We start from the raw sequence: 18,396 nt of genomic DNA, 5'->3' as shown, positions 1-18,396 counted from the left end.
GAGCGTGTCAACGAAGGCATGCTGCTGTTCCGCGAGGATGGCAGCGTGGCCCTGGCCAATGCGGCCGTCAGCGAGATGCTCGGCCAGGCCGAGAACGCCGCCGGGCTGGGGGCGGCGCAATGGCTGCACCAGCTGCTGCCACCGGACGCGCTCGAGCACGCCCGCCTGCATGGCCACTGGAACGGCAGCCTGCCGGTCGGCGAGCGCATGGTCATCGCCCACCTGTACCAGCACGAAGAAGCCGGCCAGCGCCATTACCTGGCCCTGTTCCGCCGCATCGAAGGCCAGGAAGACTACGAACGCGAGCTGCAGCAGCGCCATGCCGAGCTGCGCCAGGCCTACCTGCGCCTCAACGGCACCCAGGAGAAGCTGCTGCAGTCCGAGAAAATGGCCTCCATCGGCCAACTTGCCGCCGGCGTGGCGCACGAGATCAACAACCCCATCGGCTACGTGCACTCCAACCTGGGCAGCCTGCAGGAATACCTCCGCAGCCTGTTCACCGTGATCGAGGCCTACGAACGCGCCCTGCGCGCCCCCGATCCGAAGGCGCTGATCCCGGAGATCGACGACATCCGCAACCGCTTCGACATCGATTTCATCAGCCGCGACCTGCCGCAGCTGATGGCCGAGTCGCGCGAAGGCATCGAGCGGGTCACCCGGATCGTGCGCGACCTCAAGGACTTCTCCTATTCCGGCCGCGATGAGTCCTGGAAGCTGGTCGACCTGCATTCCGGGCTCGAATCGACCATCAACATCATCTGGAACGAGCTCAAGTACAAGGTCACCCTGCAGCGCGAATTCGGCCAGCTGCCGCTGGTGGAATGCCTGCCGTCAGAGCTCAACCAGGTCTACATGAACCTGCTGCTCAATGCCGGCCACGCCATCGCCGAGCGCGGCACGATCACCGTGCGCACCGGTGTGGATGGCGACCACGTGTGGGTGGAGTTCGAAGACACCGGCGGCGGCATCTCGCCCGACCTGCGCCAGCGCATCTTCGACCCGTTCTTCACCACCAAGCCGGTCGGCAGCGGCACCGGTCTCGGTCTGTCGATTTCCTACAGCATCGTCAACAAGCACCACGGCCGCATCGACCTGGACAGCACCCCCGGCGTAGGTTCCAGGTTCCGCCTGGTACTCCCGATCAAGCAGCCGCGCTGACCACCCCACGCGGTAGAGCCGACCGTGGGCCGGCTGCGGTGCCACGCCGGCTGCCACGGCACGACAATTTCGTAGAGCCGACCGTTGGTCGGCTGCCGTGACACGTCGGCCGCCATGGCGCCTCGGTTGAGAGCAGCCGACCAACGGTCGGCTCTACGGTCCTCGCGGCGATCCTCGCCTGCATGGCATGGCGCCACGCATCCGCACGCCGCATTGTCTTCGCGCCGACCGTTGGCCGGCTGCCGTGCCACGCCGGTTGCCACGGCACGACAATTTTCGTAGAGCCGACCGTTGGTCGGCTACCGTGACGCGTCGGCTGCGGTGGTACCTCGGTTGAGAGCAGCCGACCAACGGTCGGCTCTACGGCAATCGCGGGGGTCAGTCGTCGTCCGCGGCCGGCAGCGCCACCGGCGGTGCCGTATTCGCCCGCCGCTGTTCCTCGTGCGTGCGGAACGCCTGGTGGATGTGCTTGCGCAGTTCGTCGTCGTTCCATGGTTTGGTCAGGAACCGGTAGATCGCGCCGCGGTTGATCGCATCGGTCACCGTGTTCAGATCGGTGTAGCCGGACAGCACCAGCCGGATCGTGTCCGGGTAGAGCATCTTCACCCGGCCCAGGAACTCGGTGCCGCTCATGTCGCTCATGCGCTGGTCGGACAGGATCACCTGCACGTCGTTGATCGCCAGCAGGTCGAACGCATCGCGCACGTTGCCCGCCGCGAGGATCCGGTAGCCATCGCGGCGGAACAGCCGCACCAGCGAGCGCAGCACGTTTTCCTCATCGTCCAGCAGCAGCAGGGTGCGGTCCGGGCGCGTCTCGGCGAAGGCTTCCGGGCGCAGGTAACGCCGGCGCAGGGTCATCCCGGCCGCATCGGCCGACATCGGCTCGCCAAACAGATAGCCCTGGAACACATCGCAGTCGTTGCGCCGCAGGAAGCCCAGTTGCGCCTGCGATTCCACGCCATTGGCAATCACCGTCATGCCCAGCTGGTGGCCCATGGCGATGATCGCGCGCGCGATCGCCGCCTCGCGGTTGCCGGCGGGCGCGCTCTTGATGAAGCTGCGGTCGATCTTCAGCTTGTCCACCGGGTAGCGCACCAGCGCGCTCAGGCTGGAGTCGCCGGTGCCGAAGTTGTCCAGGCTCAGGCTGATGCCTTCGTTGCGCAGGTTGACCAGCGTTTCATGCACGAAGTTGACGTTGTTGGTCAGCGCGCTTTCGTTGATCTCCAGCGTCAGCATCTGCGCCGGCACGCCGGCGGCCTGCATCAGCGACATCACCTCGGCGAAGAAGTTCGGGCGCAGCAGCTGCAGGGTGGAGACGTTGACGGCGATGGTGAAGTCGTCGAACCCCTGGTCGCGCCACAGCCGCGCCTGCTTCAACGCGCCTTCCAGCACCCAGGTGCCGATCTGCACGATGATGCCCAGGCGTTCGGCGGTGCGCATGAAACGCTCCGGCACCAGCATGCCCAGCGTCGGCGACTGCCAGCGCAGCAGCGCTTCCATGCCCACCACGTGGCCGTCGCGCGCGCTCACCAGCGGCTGGTAGCGCAGCTTCAATTCGCCGTTGGGAATGGCATCCACGATCTGCCGGGCGATGATGCTCTCGCTGTGCGCGCTGGACGGGGTGTCCACCGCGTGGATACGCACCGCGTTGCCGCCTTCGCGGGCGGCCTGGTGCAGCGCGTCTTCGGCATGGTCGAGCAGCCGCGAGGTGTCGCTGGCGTGTTCCGGGCACAGGCTCACGCCCAGCTTGCCGGTCATGAACAGCGTATAGGGCAGCACCGACAGCGGCAGTTCCAGCTGCTGGCGGATCTCCTCGGCGAGGTCTTCGGGCAGCGGCATGTCGGCGCTGCGCGGCACCGCCAGCAGGAACTCATCGCTGCCATGCCGCCACAGCTTGCCGCGCCCGCGCAGGTGGTGCTGCAGGCGCTGGGCGACCAGCACCAGAGCCTGGTCGCCCACTTCGGCACTCATGTTCTCGTTGACCGAGGCGAAATGGTCGATGTCCACGTGCATCAGCATCAGCGGGGTGCCACCGGAGGCGGCGTCGCTGACCATGGCCTGCAGCTCGGGATTGCCGGCCCCCAGGCGCGGCGGCGCATCCTCGATGCTGACCAGGGGCAGGGAAGGGTTCCACATGTTCAGTGTTCCAATGTATCGGGAGTGGCCGGATCGCTGCTGCGATACGGCAGGTACAGGTCGATCAGGGTACCGGCACCGTGTGCCGACTCGATGCGCAGGGTGCCGCCGACGCTCTGCGCGCGCTCGCGCATCACGATCAGACCCAGCCCGCGCGGGCCTTCCGGATCGAAGCCCTCGCCATCATCGCGGACCTGCAGGTGCAGTCCGGCATCGCCCATGTCATGCAGTTGCAGGCTCACCTGGCTGGCGCGCGCATGCCGCAGCACGTTGGTCAGGCTTTCCTGGGCGATGCGGAAACAGGCCTGCTCGATGTCGCCCTGCGGGCGTTGCGGCAGCGCCTGGATATCCGGCAGCAGCTCGATCGCCGCCGAGCGGAACAGTACGCTGGCCTGCCAGCGCAGCGCGGCCTCCAGCCCCAGCGCGTCCAGTTGCGGCGGGCGCAGCAGCGTGGAGATGTCGCGCAGCTTTCCCACCGTGGCGTCGGCCAATTGGATGATCTGTTCGAGGTCGTCGCCGCGCCGGGCGGGGTCGTCCTCGTCCTGCGCGGCATAGGCGGACAGCTTCATCGCGGTGATCGCCTGGCCGATGTCGTCGTGCAGGTCGCGCGAGATCGCGCGGCGTTCGTCCTCCTGCAGCGAGAACAGTCGCCCGGCCATGGCCTGCAGTTCGCGGTTGCTGGTCTCCAGCGCCTCGCGGATGCGCTCGGGCTCGCTCAGGTCGCGCACGATCAGCAGCTTGCAGTTGCGCCCGCCATAGCGCACGTCGCCTACCGCCAGCCCCGCCTGGAAGTGCTGGCCGTCCAGCCGGCGCATGCCGATGACCTCGCCGGCCCCGGTGCTGGGCAGGGGGATCGGCGCAAACAACTGCGCACGCACCCGGGCCAGGTCCTCGGCCGCCACCAGCGCGGCCAGCGGCTCGCCCAGCAGGGTGTGCTGGCCGTAGCCGAACTGCGCGGCCGCGCAGGCATTGGCGTACAGCACGTGCTCGTCGGACAGGATCACCACGCCGTCCGGCAGCACCCGCACCAGCTCGCGGAACTGTTCCTCGCGCTCGCGCAGCAGGCGCCGCGACTGCTCGCGCTCGGTCACATCCTGCAGCGTGCCCAGCACCCGCGGCCGGCCGGCATCGTCATGGCCGCTCTCGGCGCGCAGGTGCACCATCAGCGCACGCCCGTCCATCGCCAGCAGCGGCAGCAGCACGTCGATCTGCACCTGCTCGGCGGCCATGTCCTGCAGCAGCTGTTCGGTCAGCGCGGCGGTGGCCGGGTCGGCCGGCACCAGCAGTTCCTCGAAGCGGTGCCAGCGCCGGGCTTCGGGCGGGCGCCGGCCCAGCAGGTGGTAGACCTGGTTGGAGTAGCGGCCCAGCCCGGTGCCCGGATCCACTTCCCAGGCGCCGATCCGGGCCATTTCATGCGCTTCCTCCACCCGTGCCAGCGCCAGGTCGCGGCGGCGCAGCGCCTGGTCCTCGCTGGTGCGGTCGATGGCGATCAGCAGGCGGGCCCGGTGGCCGTCGTAGTCGATGAAGTTGCTGCGCATCTCCATGTGCCGGCGGCTGCCGTCCTTGAGCTGCAGGTCGGCGCTGATCACGCACAGTTCGTCCGGCGCGGCGCGGATCTGCGCCAGCTTGGCCGCCAGCTTCGGCTCGTCGCCGGTGGGCCACAACGCGCTGATCGGCATCGTGGTGAATTCATCGTGGGACCAGCCAAACAGCTGCATCGCCGCCGGGTTGGCGTCCAGGATGGCCAGCGTGTCCAGGTCGTAGACCAGGATCGGCCCCGGGTTGTTCTGGAACATCTGCCGGTGGCGGGTCTCCGAACACTCCAGCTTGGAGTGGGTCTGCAGCACGTGCTGGGCCAGCGGTCGCAGCAGCAGGTAGATCAGCGCCGCGCTGGCGACCACGAAGAACGCGCCCTTGACGGTCTGCCAGTGCGCGGCCGTGGCCATGTCCCGGGTCAGCACCTGCACGGCGGCATCGCTGCACAGGATCCAGACCAGGGCCAGCCCCAGATAGCCCAGCACCACGCGCCAGCGGTCGCGGCGCAGGGCCTGGGCGAGCGGCCGTTCGGGCGGGGCGGGGCTGGGCTGGCCGGACGAGGCGACAGGCATGGACGGGGCAGGGACCGGATCGAGGCGGGCGACCTGCATCTTAGAGCGTGGCGTCCGGTTTGGGGGCTGCGCGCGGTACGCGGCTCAACTATCCGCGGAATCCGCCGCTAACGATTGCGTTCCCGGCTGTCGGGTGCGTTATCGGAGTCTTACCGCGTGGACCAAGGGATTATCGCGAGTCTGCTGCAGCATCCACTGGCGTCGGCCTTGGTCATCCTGGACCGGGCGGGGCGCCCGCTGGCGGCCAACCCGGCCGCACGCGAGCATGGGTTGCCGGCAACCGTGGCGGCCTATGGCGAGCTGCTCGAAGACCTGCGCCTGCTGGCCGCCGATGGGGGCCTGGTGCCGTGCCAGCTGCCCGGCGGGCCGCGCGGGCGCTTCGACGGCTGGATGCGCGCGGTGCACGACCCGGACGGCCACCTGCTGGCCTTCACCCTCAGCGTGCCCGAGCCGGTGGCCAACTATGCCGGCAGCCGCTGGGAGCTGGCCCTGGACCATGCCGGCCACGGGTTGTGGGATTGGGACGTGCCCAGCGACGCGGTGACCCGGTCCCGGCGCTGGGACGGCCAGCCGGCCCCGACCGAGGAAACCACCCGCGGCGACGCGGCCGCCGCGCTGCTCGCCCCGATCCATCCCGATGACCAGCCAGCTGTACGCGCCGCGCTGGACGCGCACCTGGGCGGGCAGGGCGAGGTGTACACCGCCGAGTACCGCGTGCGCCATCCCGAGGGCGATTGGCGCTGGGTGCTGGACCGCGGCCGGGTGGTCGCCCGCACCGCCGATGGCCAGCCCTTGCGCATGGTCGGCACCCATACCGACATCCAGGCGCAGAAACAGATGGAAGCGCTGCTGCTGGAGCAGCAGGTGCACCTGCGCGAAGCCCAGCGCATCGCCAGCATGGGCAGCTGGTCGTGGAACCCGGATGATCGCCAGTTCTGGTGGTCGCCGGAGTTCCGCGCATTGCTCGGCGTGGGCGATGACCCGCTGACCGGGCGCCGCCGCTGGCTGCGACGCCTTGAACCGCGCTCGCGCAGCCTGCTACGCCATGCCTGGCGGCGCATGCTGCACGATGGCAAGCCGGCCACCCTGGAACTGGAACTGCCGCGCGAACGCGAAGGTGCGCTGCACCTGCGCCTGTGGATGCAACCGTTGCTGGGCGCCGACGGGCGCATCCAGCGCCTGCTTGGCCAGGTCCAGAACATCACCGAGCAACACCAGACCGATGCGCTGATCCGCTGGCGCACCGAGCTGCTCAACCGGGTCTCGGCCCTGGGCCGCATCGGTGGCTGCGAGATCGAGGTCAGCACCCGCCACATGCAGTGGACCGAGGAGTGCTACCGCATCCACGGTCTGCGCAAGGAGCCGATCAGCCTGGACCAGGCGCTGGCGCTGTACACCCAGGACTCCCGCGATGCGTTCGAGGCCGCGCTGGCCCGTATCGCCGACGGCGGCCTGCCCGAGCAGCTGGACCTGTGCTTCTACCGCCAGTCCGGCCTGCGCATCTGGGTCCAGGTGCTGATCGAGCTGGACCGTCGCGACGGCCTGCCGACGCGCTTCGTGGTGCTGTTCCGTGACATCACCCGCGAACGCGAAGCCAACGAGCGCATCGAGCTGCTGGCCCACTACGACCTGCTCACCGGGCTGCCCAACCGCATGCTGCTGCGAGAGCAGACCGCCGATGCGATCGAGGAGGCCCGCGATCGCGGCGCGCCGCTGGCGATGCTGTTCATCGACCTCGATGGCTTCAAGACCATCAACGACACCTTCGGTCACGCCACCGGCGATGCCCTGCTCAAGGCCGCGGCCGCGCGCCTGCACCAGAACCTGCGCAACGCCGACCTGTTCGGCCGTTTCAGCGGCGATGAGTTCATCGTGGTGCTTCGCGACCTGGCCGAGCCGGAAGATGCCGGCCACGTGGCGCGCAAGCTGATCGCCTCGCTGGCCGAGCCGCTGCAGCGCGGCGAGACCACGCTCAAGGTCGGCGCCAGCGTCGGCATCGCCATGCTCGACGAGGGCCGTGGCGACTTCGACTCGCTGCTGCGTGCCGCCGACGCCGCCATGTACGCGGCCAAGGAAGCGGGCCGCAACACCTACCAGTACTACAGCCAGGATGCGTTGATGCGGATCCAGCGCAAGCTGGAGATCGAGCACGCCCTGCTGGGCGCGATCGAGCGGGAGGAATTCACCCTGGCCTACCAGCCGTTGCTGCACGCCGCGCACGACCAGCCACCGGCCATCGAAGCGCTGCTGCGCTGGCATCGGCCTGGCATCGGCTACTGCAGCCCGGCCGAGTTCATCCCGATCGCCGAGAAATGCGGCGAGATCGTCCGCATCGGCGACTGGGTACTGACCGAGGCCTGCCGCCAGGCGGCCGCGTGGGACGCGGCGGGCCTGCAGTTCGACCGTGTCGCGGTCAATGTCTCGGCCGTGCAGCTGCGCGATCGTGGATTTGCCGAGCGGGTGATCGATATCTGCCACGCGCACGGCTGGCCGCCGCAGCGGCTGGAGCTGGAACTCACCGAATCGGCCCTGATCCGCGACACCGACGTGCTGCGCCATTGCTTCGACGTCCTCGAACGCCACGGCGTGCCGCTGGCGGTGGACGACTTCGGCACCGGGTTCTCCAACCTGCACTACCTCAACCGCTTCCCGGTCGGCCGCCTCAAGATCGACCGCAGTTTCGTCCAGGGCATGCTGCACGACACCGGCACCGCCGAAGTCACCCAGGCGATCGTCCACCTCGGCCATGCGCTGGGCATGAAGGTCGTCGCCGAAGGCGTGGAGACCGAACAGGAAGAGGCCATGCTGCGGCGCCAGGGATGCGACGAAATCCAGGGCTACCTGTATTCCCGCCCCCTGACCCCGCGCGACCTGGCCCAGTGGCTCAAAGCCGGCGGCGCCCAGATGGCCCCGCGCGACGCGCTGGTCGCCCTGACCCACGCCGTCTGACCACGCCCACCGGGTAGAGCCGAGCCACGCTCGGCTGCGCTTGATCCGCCCTAATCGGTAGAGCCGAGCCATGCTCGACTGCCCTTGATCCGCCCCAATCGGCAGAGCCGAGCCACGCTCGGCTGCTCTTGATCCCCCCAATCGGTAGAGCCGAGCCATGCTCGGCTGCTCTTGATCCGGTCTCCCCATGCCAAGCGGCGCCTGGTTTCAGGCCGGATGCCGGCACGCGTAATGCCAAACGCTTCGTATCGGGCAGGGGGCGCACGCGAATGCTGTGTGGGGTGCGGTGCCGAGCATGGCTCGGCACTACCGGGGTGTGCGATCTCTGTCGGGGTGCGGTGCCGAGCATGGCTCGGCACTACCGGGTGTGCGATGTCTGTGGGATGTGTTGCCGAGCACGGCTCGGCACTACCGGGGACGCGATGGCATCGGTAGAGCCGAGCCATGCTCGGCTGCTCTTGATCCGGTCTCCCCACGCCAAGCAGCGCCTGGTTCCAGGCCGGATGCCGGCACGCGTATTCCCAAACGCTTCGTATCGGGCCGGAGGCGCACGCGAATGCTGTGTGGGGGGCGGTGCCGAGCATGGCTCGGCACTACCGGGGTGTGCGATCTCTGTCGGGGTGCGGTGCCGAGCACGGCTCGGCACTACCGGGGACGCGATGGCATCGGTAGAGCCGAGCCATGCTCGGCTGCTTTTGATCCGGTCTCCCCACGCCAAGCAGCGCCTGGTTCCAGGCCAGATGCCGGCACGCGTATTCCCAAACGCTTCGTATCGAGCAGGGGGCGCACGCGAGTGCCGTGTGGGGTGGGGTGCCGAGCATGGCTCGGCACTACCGGGTGTGCGATGTCTGTGGGATGTGTTGCCGAGCATGGCTCGGCACTACCGGGGACGCGATGGCATCGGTAGAGCCGAGCCATGCTCGGCTGCTCTCCGCTCAGCGTTCGCGCGCGGCCTTGGCGGCGGCCTCGCCGCTCAACCCGAGATCCCAGGCCAGCCCGGCCAGCGCCGGGTCGACCGGGGCGGGCAGGGCGCACTCGGCTGAGCCGCTGCGGTCGGCCAGCCGTGCCAGCTCGGCCTGCGCCAGCTGCTCCAGTCGCCCGATCAGGGCGAGGCCCCGCAACGGTTCGGCCATCGGGGCTGGAGGGGCCTCGGCACGCGCGGCCGGCAGACCGTCCACGTCGGGGAGGGCGCCAGGCGACGGGGAGGCAGGGCTGGGGGAAGCAGTCAACGACATCGGGCGATCATCTGCAGCCAGGACGAGTGTTGGAAGCACAACGGCCCCGGGGAAACCGGGGCCGTTGCTCGTGCCGGAACCGGCACGCGTCATGTCGATCAGAACAGCTCGACCGCGCCAGCGGCCATGCTCTGCTGGGCCACCGCCTTGTGCGGCGGACGCTCCCACTCGCTGCGCATTTCGCGCAGGCGGCTGCCGGTGCGCTGCAGGGCGTTGACCACTTCCTCGTCGAACACGCCGCCATTGCGGTGCAGCAGTTCCTGCAGCGCCACCGCTTCACGGTTGATCGCGGTCAGGCGGTCCAGGTGGGTATGCACCCCGCCCAGGGCCTGGGTGGCGATGTCCTCGAACTGCAGGGCGCGCACCGCTTCGGCCACGCTGCTGTCGATGGCACGACCGCACTCGGAGATCTCGCGCATGCCGTCGCCCAGCGAGGCATTGATCTGGGCCACGTTGTCCAGCATCTGCGCCGCTTCATGACGCGCTTCGCGGGAGCGGTCCATGTCGCGCGAGGCCATGTTGGAGACGGTCTCGCGAACCTTGGCGATGGCGTCCTTGGAGCTGTGCGCCAGCTTGCGGATCTGCTCGTTGAAGGTGGTCGAGCGCTCGGACAGGTTGCGCACCTCGTCGGCGACCACCGCAAAGCCGCGACCGGCTTCACCGGCACGCGCCGCTTCGATGGCCGCGTTCAGGGCCAGCAGGTTGGTCTGGTCGGCGATGGATTTGACGTCTTCCAGCAGCGCGAAGATGCCATCCAGGTGCTGGGCCATCTGGTCGATGTGCTGCACGGTATTGCTGCTCTGGCCGCTGACCTGTTCCAGCGCCTCCACCAGCTGCTCCATGCGATGGCTGGCATGCTGGGCGAAGCGGGCCACGTCGACGCCGGCGCCGCCGTCTTCACCGGCACGGTCGACGATGCGGGCCAGGGCCTGGCTCTGCTGGCGCGACTTGCGGTTCATGGCGTCGAAACTGCCACCCAGGCCGCTGACCGCATGGCGGATCAGGTCACGGGCGCGTTCGACTTCGCCGCGCGAGCCGTCCACTTCGTTGGCGACGAAGGAGCGCAGCTCGGTCAGCAGCTGGTCCTGCTCACGCAGGATGCGGGCGTGCTCGGGGGAGCGCTGGGTCTGTGCCCGTGCGGTCCACCAGGCAAACCCGAGCCAGCTGAGCGTCATGGTGGTCAGGATCGCCCAACGCAGGGCGGCTGGCCATTCGAAGCCGATGGCGAAGGGGAGGAGCAGGGTCAGGACCAGGGGGGCGGCTAGACGGATGAAGATGCGTGAGTACATGGACGTTCTCGGGAAGTGCACGGTTGATGTATCGGCCGTACCCCCGTTTGCTTTAGTGCTGCACTGCACATTCCCTCGAAAAACCTCCCCGCGGTAGCGCCACCGCATGGGGGGCTGCGGGATCCCCGGCCGCCCGACCCAGCCACCCATGGGGTGGCTCCACCCGTGTCGATCAACGCTGGAGCCGCCCCATGGGTGGCTGCACGCCGCCCGCCCCGTCGCCGTGCATCAGCGCAGCTGCCGGTCCACCGCCTCGATCATCGCCTTGCGCGAGAACAGGAAATCCCAGTACTGGCCGCCGGTCTGGCGCCACAGCACCGCCGAGCGCACCGCCGCCAGCAGCAGGGCGCGGATCTCGGCCACCACCCCGGCCTGGCCCAGGTAATGCGGGTTGCCCTGGACCATCACCCGCGGCTTGAGGTTGCTGATGGTGTCCGCGTACAGCCCACCCAGTGCGGCCAGCACGTCCGGATGGGCGCTGTCGCCCAGCTCGGTGGCCTGGCGCTGGGCGCGCGCGATGCCCTGGCTGACCTTGTCCACCACCGCGTGCTCGCGCACGAAGCGGCGTTCCAGCTGCAGCACCGCCAGCGCCAGGCGCGGCAGCGCCTCGTCCTGGCCCTGGCTGCGGAAATAGTTGTGCAGCAGGCGCAGCCCCGAGGCCACGTTGGCCGGGCTGCCGTAGATGGCCTGGGGGCTGTCGGCGTCGATGCGGAACACGCTGTCGATCGCCGTGCGCACCACCGCTGCTTCGGAATGGCCGGTCTCGGCGATGCGGCGCACCTGCTGCAGGGCCTGGGCAATGCCGGCCAAGGCAAGAACGCGGTCGTCGACGGAAAAACTCATGCAGCAGATACCTCGAAGGGAGAAGGAACGGTCCGCAGCCGCTGTTCCAGCGGCGCATCGGTGGCGGCGATCACCGCGCCACCCAGGCAGACCTCATCGTCATACAACACCAGCGATTGACCGGGGGTGACGGCGCGTTGCGGGCGGTCGAAACGGACCAGCAGCGTGCCGTCGTCGTTGACCTGCACCTGGCAGGGCTCGTCCGGCTGGCGGTAGCGGGTCTGGGCGGTGCAGGTGAAGCGCCGCGCCGGGGGCGCCCCGGCGATCCAGTGCGCCGCCTCCGAGTGCAGCCGGGTAGACAGCAGCCAGGGGCTGTCGCGGTCCTGGTCCACGTAGAGGATGTTGCTGGTCACTTCCTTGCCGACCACGTACCAGGGCGCGGCCGGCCGGCCGCGCACGCCGCCGATGTTCAGGCCTTCGCGCTGGCCCAGGGTGAAATAGAACACGCCGGGGTGCTCGGCGATCAGGTTGCCCTCCGGGTCGCGGATCTCGCCGGTCCGGGCCGGCAGGTAGCGCCCGAGGAACTCGCGGAAGTCGCGTTCGCCGATGAAGCAGATCCCGGTGGAGTCCTTCTTGGCGTGGGTGGGCAGCCGCGCATCGCGGGCGATCCGGCGCAGGTCGTTCTTCTGCAGGTCGCCGATCGGGAACAGCGTGGCGGCCAGCTGGGCCTGGCCCAGCTGGTGCAGGAAATAGCTCTGGTCCTTGCTGCGGTCGGCACCGCGCAGCAGCGCCCAACGCCCAGCCACCTGCGCCACGCGGGCGTAGTGACCGGTGGCGATGCGCTCGGCGCCCAGCTCGCGGGCCGCATCCAGGAAATGCTTGAACTTGACCTCCCGGTTGCACAGCACGTCCGGGTTGGGCGTGCGCCCGGCGGCGTATTCGGCCAGGAAATGTTCGAACACGCCCTGCCAGTACTCGCTGGAGAAGTCGCGAAAATGGAACGGGATCCCGAGCAGGCCACACACGGCCACCGCGTCGCGGCGGTCGTCCTCGGCGCGGCAGTCGCCGCTGCCGTCGTCGGCCCAGTTCTGCATGAACAGCCCGGCCACCGGCTCGCCCTGCTGGACCAGCCGCCATGCGGCCACCGAGGAGTCCACCCCGCCGGACACGCCGACCATGATCCGTGGCGTGCTCATGCGATGTCCTTCACCAGTGCCAAGGGGTGGCGCTGGCCGCCAAGGAAGTCCTCGACCACCTGGCGCACCAGCGGGCTGCGCAGGCGCGCCGGATCGGCCCGCAGCTCGGCCGGGGTCAACCACAGCGCGCGGATGATCCCCGTGTCCAGCGCCCGCGCCGGATCGTGGGCGACCGGGGTGGCGGCGAAGGCAAAGCGCAGGAAGGCGGTCCCGTCCGGCGCGGTCCACTGGTAGACGCCGATGAAGGCGGTCAGACGGACCTCCCAGCCGGATTCCTCCAGGGTTTCACGCAGGGCGGCCGCGGCCAGGCTTTCACCCGGCTCCAGGTGGCCGGCCGGCTGGTTCAGCACCCGCTGGCCGTCAATAAGCTCTTCCACCAGCAGCAGGCGCCCGTCATCCACCACGACCGTGGCGACGGTGACATGCGGCGTCCAGCGCGGGTCCTGCACGGCAGTCACCTCAGTATTCGTCCGCGTGGGTCAGTTCGGCTTCCATCGCATCGGCGGTGCGCATGGCCGCATCGATGGCGTCGCTGAGCACGTCCTTGTTGGCGTTGGCATCCACCTTGACCACGAACATCGCCAGCTGATCCTGCTTGACCCACGCGCCCAGCTTGGCGTCCTGCGAGTCTTCCAGCAGGCGGTTGGCCACCGCGGCCGGGAACTGCTTGTCCGGGGAGGTGTAACCGGGCGACCAGATCTCGCGGATCCGGTGGCTGCCGTACTCTTCCACCGTCGAGCGCACGAAGACCAGCTGGCTGCGGTCGTCGCCGGCGTCGAAGACCAGCTTGTAGTCGCCGTCCTCATCGATCTCGTAGGGGTACTCGAGCTGCTTGAGCACCTTGCCGACGGCCTTGTCCGGTTCGGCTGCGTGCGCGCCGGACACGGCAGCGGTCAGCAACAGCGCGGTGACGATCCTTTTCATGAAAACCCTGTGAAAGTATGGGTGGGGATGATTGTGAAGCATGCAGATTGTGAAGGTCGACAGAGGCAACGTCCAATCCCGCTATAATGGAGCGATGCCCCGCGAGCCCTCCCAAGAACCCCACCACGATCACGGCGTCATGCTGGAACCGGCCCGGCCGGAGGTGGCACCGCCGCCGTTCTACCAGGTGATGCTGCTGAATGACGACTACACCCCGATGGATTTCGTGGTGACTGTCCTGCAGAGCTTCTTTGCCATGGACCTGGACAAGGCCACCCAGGTGATGCTCCACGTGCATACCCGCGGTCGCGGCGTGTGCGGGGTGTTCACCCGGGAAGTCGCCGAATCCAAGGTCGCCCAGGTCAACGAATTCTCGCGCATGAACCAGCATCCGCTGCTGTGCACGATGGAAAAGACCGGCGCCTAGTCCGTGCTTGCGCCCAGGCGCTGCAGTGCCAGCCTCGCCACGGCCAGGTTGACCGCCGCCGGGTCCCCGTCGGCCAGGAACCCTACCGCCGACAACCCGGCGCTGACCGCGATCCAGCGCAGCAGGCGCGTGCGTTCCAGCCCCGCCAACGCCCCCACCTGGACCAGCCGCCGCTCGAACACGGCGTCGCGGGTGGCCACGTGGATACCCGGGCCGCACAGGTCCGGGTTGCAGAACAGCACCGTGTAGTCGAAGGCCCGGTCCCCCAGCAGCCGCTTGGGGTCGATTGCCAGCCAGCCGCGGTCGCCGCCATCCAGCACGTTGTCGTGATGCAGGTCGCCATGCAGGGGGCGGATGTCGATCTGGGCGGCAAGTACCGACTGCGCCAGTGATCTGCACTGTTCCAGCAATGGAGGCAGGCGGATCGGTGGGGCCAGCAGATCGGCGAACCAGGTGTGCAGGTCGACCAGCCCGGCCGGCGCGGGGCCGCGCGGGCGATGCAGGCGTGCGGCCACCGCGCACAGGATCGCGGTGGCCTCCGCATCGCCGCCGTCGATGGACATCCCGCGCAGGCGGTGGCCGGGCACCACGCGCTCCAGCAGTACCGCCGCCTGGTCATGCGCCAGCAGCCGCGCCGCGCCATCGCCGGCCCACCAGCCCAGCAGGCGGTGGCCGTTGCGCTCCTCCTTCGCCGTGCTGATCTTCAACATGGCCGCCGTGCTGTCGGGGAGGCGGACCGGCCATAGCCGGGCATGCGGCGTGGCGATGACGTCGCCATCACGCGCAAGCTGCCATTTCGTGAGCGGTAGTTCGGGCATGATGAGGTCGCTGGAATGGCCTGGGGAATCCGGGGTAGCGGTGGACTGCTAACGCCGTCTGAACGCACCGATCCGCTAGGGTGATGGAAATTGAGCAGCTAGGCCGCATATTGTTTCCACCTGCCGCCGGAGTAGAACATGTTCAGTAAAGACCTCGAACACACCATCGGTCAGTGCTACAAGCGCGCCCGTGAGGCCCGGCATGAGTTCATGACGGTGGAACACCTGCTGCTGGCACTGCTCGACAACCCGTCCGCCCAAGCCGTGCTCAAGGCATGCGGGGCCGATGCGGAGCGCCTGCGCCAGGAGCTGGAACAGGCCATCGAGGCCTCGGTCTCGCGCCTGGCCGAAGACGACGGGCGCGATACCCAGCCCACGCTGGGCTTCCAGCGCGTGCTGCAGCGGGCCGTGTACCACGTGCAATCCTCGGGCAAGAAGGAGGTCACCGGCGCCAACGTGCTGGTCGCCATCTTCGGCGAGAAGGACTCCCACGCGGTCTACTACCTCAACCAGCAGGACGTGACCCGGCTGGATATCGTCAATTATCTTTCGCATGGCATCGCCAAGCTGGGCGAGGACGGCGAAGTGCCGCCGGCCGCCGACGGCGAGGGCCGCGCCGAGGGCGGCGAAGGCGAGGGCAAGGGCGACGCCCTGGCCGAATTCGCCAGCAACCTCAACGAGGCCGCGCGCAACGGCCGGATCGACCCGCTGGTCGGTCGCGCCGACGAGATCGAGCGCACCATCCAGGTCCTGTGCCGCCGCCGCAAGAACAATCCGCTGTACGTGGGCGAGGCCGGCGTGGGCAAGACCGCCATTGCCGAAGGCCTGGCCAAGCGCATCGTGGAAGGCTCGGTGCCGGACGTGCTGGCCGACGCGATCATCTACTCGCTGGACCTGGGCGCGCTGGTGGCCGGCACCAAGTACCGCGGCGACTTCGAGAAGCGCCTCAAGGGCGTGCTGACCGCGCTGAAGAAGATGCCCAACGCGGTGCTGTTCATCGATGAGATCCACACCATCATCGGTGCCGGCTCGGCCTCGGGCGGCACGATGGATGCCTCCAACCTGATCAAGCCGGCCCTGGCTTCTGGCGAGCTGCGTTGCATCGGCTCGACCACCTTCCAGGAATACCGCGGCATCTTCGAGAAGGACCGCGCGCTGGCGCGGCGCTTCCAGAAGATCGACATCGTCGAGCCCACCGTGGGCGAAACCTACGAGATCCTGCAGGGCCTCAAGCCCAAGTACGAGGCGCACCACGGCGTGACCTATGCCGATGACGCGCTGCAGGCCGCGGTTGACCTGTCGGTCAAGCACATCGGCGACCGTCTGCTGCCGGACAAGGCGATCGACGTGATCGACGAGGCCGGCGCCCGCCAGCGGCTGCTGCCGGAAGGCGAGCGCAAGGAACTGATCGACATCGAGGAGATCGAGACCATCGTCGCCAAGATGGCCCGCATCCCGGCCAAGCAGGTCAGCGCCACCGACAAGGATGTGCTGCAGCACCTCGAGCGCAACCTGAAGATGGTGATCTTTGGCCAGGACCCGGCCATCGAGACGCTGTCCTCGGCGATCAAGCTGGCCCGCTCGGGCCTGGCCAACCCGGAAAAGCCGATCGGCAACTTCCTGTTCGCCGGCCCCACCGGGGTGGGCAAGACCGAGGTGACCAAGCAGCTTGCGCTGCAGCTGGGCATCGAGCTGGTCCGCTTCGACATGAGCGAGTACATGGAGCCGCATTCGATCAGTCGCCTGATCGGCGCGCCCCCGGGCTATGTCGGCTTCGACCAGGGTGGCCTGCTCACCGAGAAGATCGTCAAGACCCCGCACTGCGTGCTGCTGCTGGACGAGGTGGAAAAAGCCCACCCGGACATCTTCAACATCCTGCTGCAGGTCATGGACCGAGGCGTGCTCACCGATACCAACGGGCGCGAAGCCAACTTCAAGAACGTGGTGCTGGTGATGACCACCAACGCCGGTGCGGCCCAGGCCTCGCGCCGTTCGATCGGCTTCACCCGCCAGGACCACGCCACCGACGCGATGGAGATCATCCGCAAGAGCTTCACGCCGGAGTTCCGCAACCGCCTCGATGCGGTCGTGCAGTTCCAGCCGCTGGGCTTCGAGCACATCCTGCGCGTGGTGGACAAGTTCCTGATCGAGCTGGAGATGCTGCTGCAGGAAAAGCACGTCAGCCTGTCGGCCACCCCGACCGCGCGCGACTGGCTGGCCCGCCACGGCTTCGATCCGCTGATGGGCGCCCGCCCGATGGCACGCGTGATCCAGGACAAGGTCAAGCGCCCGCTGGCCGACGAGCTGCTGTTCGGCAAGCTGGTCAACGGGGGCCGGGTCAGCATCGACGTCCGCAACGACGAGCTGTTCGTGGAAACCCAGGCCGAGCCGGAACGGCGCCTGCCTGCCACGGTGGAATAAGCCACCCCTGCGCCACGACCGTTGGTCGTGGCGCGGGCTGCTGGCCGGTCACGGCCGGGGTCGTGACGCTGCCGCTGCACGTGAGCCAGCCCCGCAAGGGGCTTTTTCACGCCCGCTTGATCGCCCGGCGATCAGCGCCGGGCACGGGCGCGCGTGGCGAATTCCTGGGCGGTGATCGGATCCACGCGGCTGATGTCGCACGTCTGTGATTTCGTGCGCAGGCTGCTGATGCCGCCACTGCAGATCTCGCCCGCCCGGTCGGGGGTCACGAACGCCAGTTTGGGTGACTGCGCGGCGCTGGTGCAGCTGCTGTTGAAGCGCACGATGTAGTGCTGGTCACCATTGCGCAGCAGCACGTCGCTGTTCGCGTTGGCGCGCACGATCTGCTGGTCGGCGCTCAGGGTGATGCAGTCGGCCGCGGGGGCGGCGGCCGGCTCGGCGGCGTGGGCAGCAACAGCGGTAGAGGCGACAACGAGCAGGCTCAGCAAGGACAGGGTCTTCATGGCGGGGGCCAACGGTGGCGATCCGGAGTGGACCGGCAACCAGCGTGCGCGCTCGCCCGCCAGGGCGAATCTGCAGCAAGGCAGCCTGACCGATGTCAGGGTGCACAGGGTCAGGGTGCCGCTTGGCAGGGGCGGCCGCTTTTTCGCGCCCACGCAAAAAGGCCAGCTCCTGGCTGGCCTTCTGGCGGGGCTTCTGTGGGGAAGCCGCCCCGAACCGCTTACTTCATGCGGTACGTGATACGACCCTTGGTCAGGTCGTAGGGCGTCATTTCGACCTTGACGCGGTCGCCCGTCAGGATGCGGATGTAGTTCTTGCGCATGCGGCCGGAGATGTGGGCGATGATTTCATGCCCATTTTCCAGTCGGACGCGGAAAGTGGTGTTCGGCAGCGTCTCGCTGACGGTGCCTTCGAACTCGATGGAGTCGTCTTTCGACATGTAGTCCTGTGC

The 18,396-nt window shown here is 68.5% G+C and carries 15 protein-coding genes; 4 read left to right on the top strand and 11 right to left on the bottom strand.

Annotation, left to right across the window (positions count from 1 at the left end):
• The first annotated feature begins 18 nt into the window (after positions 1-18).
• Positions 19-1,158, top strand: a complete 1,140-nt coding sequence (locus tag AC06FD_RS06600; RefSeq protein ID WP_394162347.1) for an ATP-binding protein — start codon at positions 19-21, stop codon at positions 1,156-1,158.
• 378 nt (positions 1,159-1,536) lie between these two features.
• On the opposite strand, the gene AC06FD_RS06595 is transcribed toward AC06FD_RS06600, so the two are convergent.
• Positions 1,537-3,294, bottom strand: a complete 1,758-nt coding sequence (locus tag AC06FD_RS06595) for an EAL domain-containing protein (protein WP_259202575.1) — start codon at positions 3,292-3,294, stop codon at positions 1,537-1,539.
• A 2-nt stretch (positions 3,295-3,296) separates the two neighbouring features.
• The gene (locus AC06FD_RS06590) at positions 3,297-5,402 is read right to left on the bottom strand and encodes a sensor histidine kinase (RefSeq protein WP_478077344.1); all 2,106 of its coding nucleotides are present in this window, start codon (positions 5,400-5,402) and stop codon (positions 3,297-3,299) included.
• 156 nt (positions 5,403-5,558) lie between these two features.
• Between AC06FD_RS06590 and AC06FD_RS06585 the strand changes: the two genes are divergently transcribed.
• Complete coding sequence (locus tag AC06FD_RS06585; protein WP_449335844.1) at positions 5,559-8,351, top strand: bifunctional diguanylate cyclase/phosphodiesterase; 2,793 nt, start codon at positions 5,559-5,561, stop codon at positions 8,349-8,351.
• Positions 8,352-9,286: 935 nt separating this feature from the next.
• Here AC06FD_RS06585 and AC06FD_RS06580 read toward each other — a convergent pair.
• The 6 genes from AC06FD_RS06580 to AC06FD_RS06555 all read right to left on the bottom strand — a co-directional run bounded on the left by AC06FD_RS06580 (position 9,287) and on the right by AC06FD_RS06555 (position 13,778).
• Positions 9,287-9,586: a hypothetical protein gene (locus tag AC06FD_RS06580; RefSeq protein WP_394161868.1), complete on the bottom strand. Its 300-nt coding sequence runs from the start codon at positions 9,584-9,586 to the stop codon at positions 9,287-9,289.
• Between the two features lie 98 nt (positions 9,587-9,684).
• Complete coding sequence (locus AC06FD_RS06575; RefSeq protein WP_259202579.1) at positions 9,685-10,875, bottom strand: methyl-accepting chemotaxis protein; 1,191 nt, start codon at positions 10,873-10,875, stop codon at positions 9,685-9,687.
• A gap of 228 nt (positions 10,876-11,103) precedes the next feature.
• On the bottom strand, positions 11,104-11,718 hold the full coding sequence (hflD, locus tag AC06FD_RS06570; RefSeq protein WP_259202580.1) for a high frequency lysogenization protein HflD: 615 nt from the start codon (positions 11,716-11,718) through the stop codon (positions 11,104-11,106).
• A complete protein-coding gene (gene mnmA / locus AC06FD_RS06565; protein ID WP_259202582.1) occupies positions 11,715-12,854 on the bottom strand; it encodes a tRNA 2-thiouridine(34) synthase MnmA in 1,140 nt (379 codons plus the stop codon). Before mnmA ends, hflD begins: the two co-directional genes overlap by 4 nt.
• A complete protein-coding gene (locus AC06FD_RS06560) occupies positions 12,851-13,312 on the bottom strand; it encodes an NUDIX hydrolase (protein WP_259202583.1) in 462 nt (153 codons plus the stop codon). Before AC06FD_RS06560 ends, mnmA begins: the two co-directional genes overlap by 4 nt.
• Before the next feature lies 1 nt (position 13,313).
• Complete coding sequence (locus tag AC06FD_RS06555; RefSeq protein WP_259202584.1) at positions 13,314-13,778, bottom strand: hypothetical protein; 465 nt, start codon at positions 13,776-13,778, stop codon at positions 13,314-13,316.
• Between the two features lie 94 nt (positions 13,779-13,872).
• Here AC06FD_RS06555 and clpS point away from each other — a divergent pair, with 94 nt between their 5' ends.
• Positions 13,873-14,205, top strand: coding sequence for an ATP-dependent Clp protease adapter ClpS (clpS, locus tag AC06FD_RS06550; RefSeq protein WP_259202585.1), 333 nt, complete (start codon positions 13,873-13,875; stop codon positions 14,203-14,205).
• On the opposite strand, the gene AC06FD_RS06545 is transcribed toward clpS, so the two are convergent.
• Complete coding sequence (locus AC06FD_RS06545; RefSeq protein ID WP_478077343.1) at positions 14,202-15,023, bottom strand: aminoglycoside phosphotransferase family protein; 822 nt, start codon at positions 15,021-15,023, stop codon at positions 14,202-14,204. The two genes, clpS and AC06FD_RS06545, sit on opposite strands and share 4 nt — an antisense overlap.
• Before the next feature lie 138 nt (positions 15,024-15,161).
• Between AC06FD_RS06545 and clpA the strand changes: the two genes are divergently transcribed.
• Positions 15,162-17,444 carry an ATP-dependent Clp protease ATP-binding subunit ClpA gene (clpA, locus tag AC06FD_RS06540; RefSeq protein WP_259202587.1) on the top strand — a complete coding sequence of 761 codons (2,283 nt, stop codon included), beginning with the start codon at positions 15,162-15,164 and terminating at the stop codon, positions 17,442-17,444.
• A gap of 131 nt (positions 17,445-17,575) precedes the next feature.
• Here the strand turns inward: clpA and AC06FD_RS06535 are convergent, their stop codons facing one another.
• Positions 17,576-17,947 carry a hypothetical protein gene (locus AC06FD_RS06535; protein ID WP_478077342.1) on the bottom strand — a complete coding sequence of 124 codons (372 nt, stop codon included), beginning with the start codon at positions 17,945-17,947 and terminating at the stop codon, positions 17,576-17,578.
• A 218-nt stretch (positions 17,948-18,165) separates the two neighbouring features.
• Positions 18,166-18,384 carry a translation initiation factor IF-1 gene (infA, locus tag AC06FD_RS06530; protein WP_005409596.1) on the bottom strand — a complete coding sequence of 73 codons (219 nt, stop codon included), beginning with the start codon at positions 18,382-18,384 and terminating at the stop codon, positions 18,166-18,168.
• Positions 18,385-18,396: the final 12 nt, after the last annotated feature.

The organism is Stenotrophomonas sp. Steno-Z1, assembly GCF_056393175.1.
The sequence above is the reverse complement of the archived record's forward strand: the minus strand, read 5'-3'. Positions and strand labels throughout refer to the sequence as shown.